This window comes from uncultured Granulicatella sp., from assembly GCF_963521425.1.
Taxonomy (GTDB): domain Bacteria; phylum Bacillota; class Bacilli; order Lactobacillales; family Aerococcaceae; genus Granulicatella.
In genome coordinates this window covers 1-4391 of sequence record NZ_CAUQUN010000045.1, presented here as the reverse complement: position 1 = coordinate 4391, position 4391 = coordinate 1, and the positions used below count along the sequence as shown (strand labels likewise).

The 4391-nt window shown below is 31.9% G+C and carries 4 protein-coding genes, 1 tRNA gene, 1 pseudogene and 1 riboswitch; all 6 genes and pseudogenes read right to left on the bottom strand.

The features are described from left to right. Positions 1-470 (bottom strand): annotated as a pseudogene (locus tag RWO76_RS08715) (N-acetylmuramoyl-L-alanine amidase family protein); the annotation flags it as partial. A gap of 307 nt (positions 471-777) precedes the next feature. After that, positions 778-867, bottom strand: a riboswitch (TPP riboswitch). A gap of 61 nt (positions 868-928) precedes the next feature. Then, complete coding sequence (locus RWO76_RS08710) at positions 929-1579, bottom strand: response regulator transcription factor (protein ID WP_314355249.1); 651 nt, start codon at positions 1577-1579, stop codon at positions 929-931. Next, on the bottom strand, positions 1572-2702 hold the full coding sequence (locus tag RWO76_RS08705; RefSeq protein ID WP_314355248.1) for a sensor histidine kinase: 1131 nt from the start codon (positions 2700-2702) through the stop codon (positions 1572-1574). Before RWO76_RS08705 ends, RWO76_RS08710 begins: the two co-directional genes overlap by 8 nt. Next, a complete protein-coding gene (locus RWO76_RS08700) occupies positions 2699-3358 on the bottom strand; it encodes a type II CAAX endopeptidase family protein (RefSeq protein WP_314355247.1) in 660 nt (219 codons plus the stop codon). The genes RWO76_RS08705 and RWO76_RS08700 overlap by 4 nt, the downstream gene beginning before the upstream one ends. Before the next feature lie 12 nt (positions 3359-3370). Then, entirely contained in the window at positions 3371-4090 is a 720-nt protein-coding gene (locus RWO76_RS08695) for a metallophosphoesterase family protein (RefSeq protein ID WP_314355246.1), read from the bottom strand. A gap of 144 nt (positions 4091-4234) precedes the next feature. Beyond that, positions 4235-4307 (bottom strand) — tRNA-Thr (locus RWO76_RS08690). Positions 4308-4391: the final 84 nt, after the last annotated feature.

Here is a 4391-nt window from a genome sequence, read left to right as displayed (position 1 = left end):
CAAGCTTTATAATTTTTATCATATATCCATTCTGATGTAGCCATTTTTCCATTTGGTTTTAAATAATATAAATCTGCCCACTCATTTTGAGCGTACGCTCCATTCCCTTTTAAATAATACCAAGCTTTATAATTTTTATCATATATCCATTCTGATGTAGCCATTTTTCCATTTGTTTTTAAATAATATGAACCTGCCCACTCATTCTGAGCATATGCTCCATTCCCTTTTAAATAATACCAAGCTTTATAATTTTTATCGTATACCCATTCTGATGTAGCCATTTTCCCATCAGATTTTAGATAATACTCTCCTAGCCACTGATTTTTTAGAGGTTTTTGATTTTGATAAAAATACCATGAATTATTTTCTTTAATCCAACCTTTTTTTGAAGTTTCTTCTGCATGTACAGCAGTAAGACTTGTTAAAGTAACTGTTGCTAGTAATGAAATAATTGTTTTTTTGTTCATAAAGTGCCTCCTTTATTCCTTACTGTTATTGTACCGAATCTTCTATAAAAATCAACTAATAGCCTATAAAGAGAAACTCCACTATCAGGCACAACTCTGATAGTGGAGAAAAGGGAAAACACACCAAAATGATGGCAACAAATTGGTGTTTTACTTCAATTCGAAAGCATATGTTTCCTGTTAACAGAAACAATCCGTTAAAACTATATAAAAAGCCCCTTTTGTTATTACAAACAAAAGGGGAGTCATTGCATAATCATAGACTGGAATAAAATACTAGTTTAACAACTGTAAGTTATCCTTCTTCTATACTTGATCGTCATTTTCCTTCGCTGGCATTATCCAGAACAGGTTCAATGGGTATGATCTCAGCCTTTCGGCACCCCAAATGCTTCTCTATTGAATTGAGTTCAGTATAACATGTTTCCAATGAGAAGAAAAGTTATCGATACTTTTTATTAACGAATATGATGGTCATAAGCAAAAATTACTAATTGCGTACGATCTCTCAAGGATAATTTCGATAAAATCGTACTAATATTGTTTTTAACTGTTCCTTCAGATAAAAATAAAGCTTCTGAAATTTCTTTATTATTTAACCCTTGAGAGATGAGTCGAATTAATTCGATTTCCCTTTCTGTTAAACCTAATGAAGAAATATCTGTTTTTTCTATAGTAGTCGGTGCTTTTGGTTGCATGACTAATTTCTCAGAAACTGTTGCGTCCATCACTACTTTCCCAGATAAAGCCACTTTAATTCCATCATAAATAGCTTCATAACTACTATCTTTTAATAAATAACCTGACGCTCCATATTGCATTGCTTCTACAATATATTCTGTATCTTGAAAGGTTGTCACCATCACAATCTTCACTTCTGGATAAGCTTCTTTAATAAGTTTAGTTCCTTCAATTCCCGTACTTACTGGCATACGAATATCCATTAATACTACATCTGGAACTTCTTTTTGACAACATTCAAACGCTTCTCGTCCATTTCCAGCTTGATGAATCACTTCAATATCAGGATAAGTTTCTAGCATAATTTTTAAACCAGAACGAATTAATTGCTCATCATCTACTAACATCACTTTAATTTTTTCAGACATTGGCTTCTCCTTTCAATTTCATTTGCACTGTAAATCCTTGTTCAGTATTTTTAATTTCTAATTGTGCCTGTTGTTCATGCAGTCGCTCTTCTAATGCTTTTAATCCACCTTCTAGTGAAATAGCTGAAGAGCCTACTCCGTTATCCATAATTGTAACAATGAGTTCATTTGTAGAATACATCATTAATAGCGTAATTTTAGTGGCTTTCCCATGACGAATCGCATTTGTCGTAGCTTCCTGTACCCCTCTAAAAATGGTTAATTCTTGCTCTTTAGATAGTTGAAATGTTGGTTTATTTTGTCGAAATACAAATTCCACTCCACTATGTTGTTTTGTTTCATAAATAAATTCTTCTAAAGCTACATTTAGTTGTTGTTTCGTTAGTTGTTCTGGTTTTAAATCGTGAACTACAGTACGCACTTCTTGTAATCCTTTAACTGCAAATTCTCTTAACTGTACACTCATTTGAGAAACTTGAGGACTATTTTCTTCACTTAATTTACTAATCGCTCCTAGTTGAATAATAATCGTTGAAAGACTATGCCCAACTGAATCATGAATTTCTCTTGAAATACGATTTCTCTCTTGTAAAGTATATAATTCCTTCATCGTTCCCATTGTATATTGTGCTTGTTGTAATTCCTTTTTCTGCTCAAATAATTGATTTTCTTGCTCTTTTAATAAATTTTCTTGGTAATTTAATTTTAAAACAAGCTGTGCTCCATAATAAAATAATACATTTCCAAAAATCATTACTGGAATCGACCACCATTGTTGTTGCTTGATTCCTAAAATAATAACCACTAAAGTAATCATCCCTTGAAGAATAATGGCATGTAAAGATGAAAATCTAAAACTAATCTCAAAACATAATAAAAGCATTAAAGTAATAAAAATATTTCCTATAAAATAACAAAATGCTAAAACTGCCATACCTTGAGCTAAAATTGCCCAAGGATATTGAATCGAATAGTAATCTAATTGAGCTACAACAACAATAACAAGAAATAGTAGCAAATGATAGGCATTTACCGGATGATATAATGCCCATTCTACAAGAGCTGTCATTAACAACCCATAACGAATTAAAAATTTCAGTTGATTTTCTTGAATTATTTTCATGATAGGAAACCTCTAGCTACTAAAAAAATCATCGCAACACCATTACTTACAAAATGCATTAACATAGATGCCGCAACATTATCGTCATAATAACGATACATTCCTACTAAAGGAATCGTTAACGGAACATACATCAAAGCAGCATTCCAATCAATTCCACCACTATTTGAAATTGAATGCAGTAAAACAAAAAAGAAAATAGAAATTCCCGTTAAAATCCAAGAATTCATTTTATCTTTAAAAGCTCCAATAATCGCTTCCCTAAATACTAACTCTTCCACAATCGGTGCAACCACACAAGTTAAAATCAGCATTAATATAATAGATGTAGAATTTAATAATGATTCAATATTCGCTTGATTATCTGTTTGCTGTAATGGAACAACAAGAGCTAAAAACATAGTCAGTACAACTCGAACTACATATCCAATCGCAATATCACGAACAAATCTACGCTTTACTAAATTTTCAAATCCTCTTTGAATTACTTCTCGATAAGACCAAACTGCATACATTGCTGTAATCAATTGGACTAAAATATATACTTTTCTATCCACATGTAATGTGCCATCTTCAGCTTGTGTAAGAAAAAATCGAGGAACAATCATTAAATTAGAAAAATAAACAAACCATAATAATACTGCTTTTTTCTTCATTTTTTACCTCCATTAATGGAAATCTTTATGTTCTAAACTATAAATTTTTTGAATTTTACCATCATGCCATACAACACCATGTAAAGCTCCACCAAAAACAGCACCGCCATCCATTCCGATTTTTCCATCATGTTGCCATAACTTCATATAATCTCCATCTTCGTTTAACCCTTTTAATGGAGTATGACCAAAAATAATCGTTTTTCCTGTTGTATTTTTTCCAGTATGGAAAGGTTCACGAATCCAATAAAAATCCTTTGGAACTGTATCTAACCAATGCTCTAATCTTAAATCGACTCCAGCATGAACAAATAAAACATCTCCTTCATCAATATATAAAGGACGTTCTCTTAAAAAAGAAATTAACTCAGGATATTGCTCTTTTACTAATTCGCAATCTTTTAAAGAATCAATTTCTGTATCTACAGGACGATTTAATAAATGGTTAATGGTAGTATTTCCGTTATTTCTCATATAATGATCAAAACGTTCTTCTGGATTATCAATCCACGCTAAAAACATCACTTCATGATTTCCCATCACATACCATGCATTTTTTTCTTTTACATATTCCATTGCTGTTAAAACACTTTTTTTATTATTTGGTCCTCTATCAATTAAATCTCCAAGAAAAACCAATTGTTGAGTACTTTCATCCCAATTTTTTAACATTTCATCGAGCATTTGGTCCTCTCCATGAACATCTCCAATAATAAAATATGTTTTTTTCATAAATTTCTACAACTCCTCTTTAAACATACGATGATTATACCATACTACAAAGTTTCAAAAAAGCTTGTACAATCATGTTGGAAATACCTAAAAACAAAAAAGACTGGTATTCACCAGTCTCACTTAATTTTATATATTTTTGTAAGCTACTTGCCGGGATTGAACCGGCGACCTCCACCTTACCAAGGTGACGCTCTACCGACTGAGCTAAAGCAGCAAGCTACCAAATTTTGGGTAAAAAAAAAGAACTCCGCAAGTAGGACTCGAACCTACGACATCATGATTAACAGTCATGCGCTAC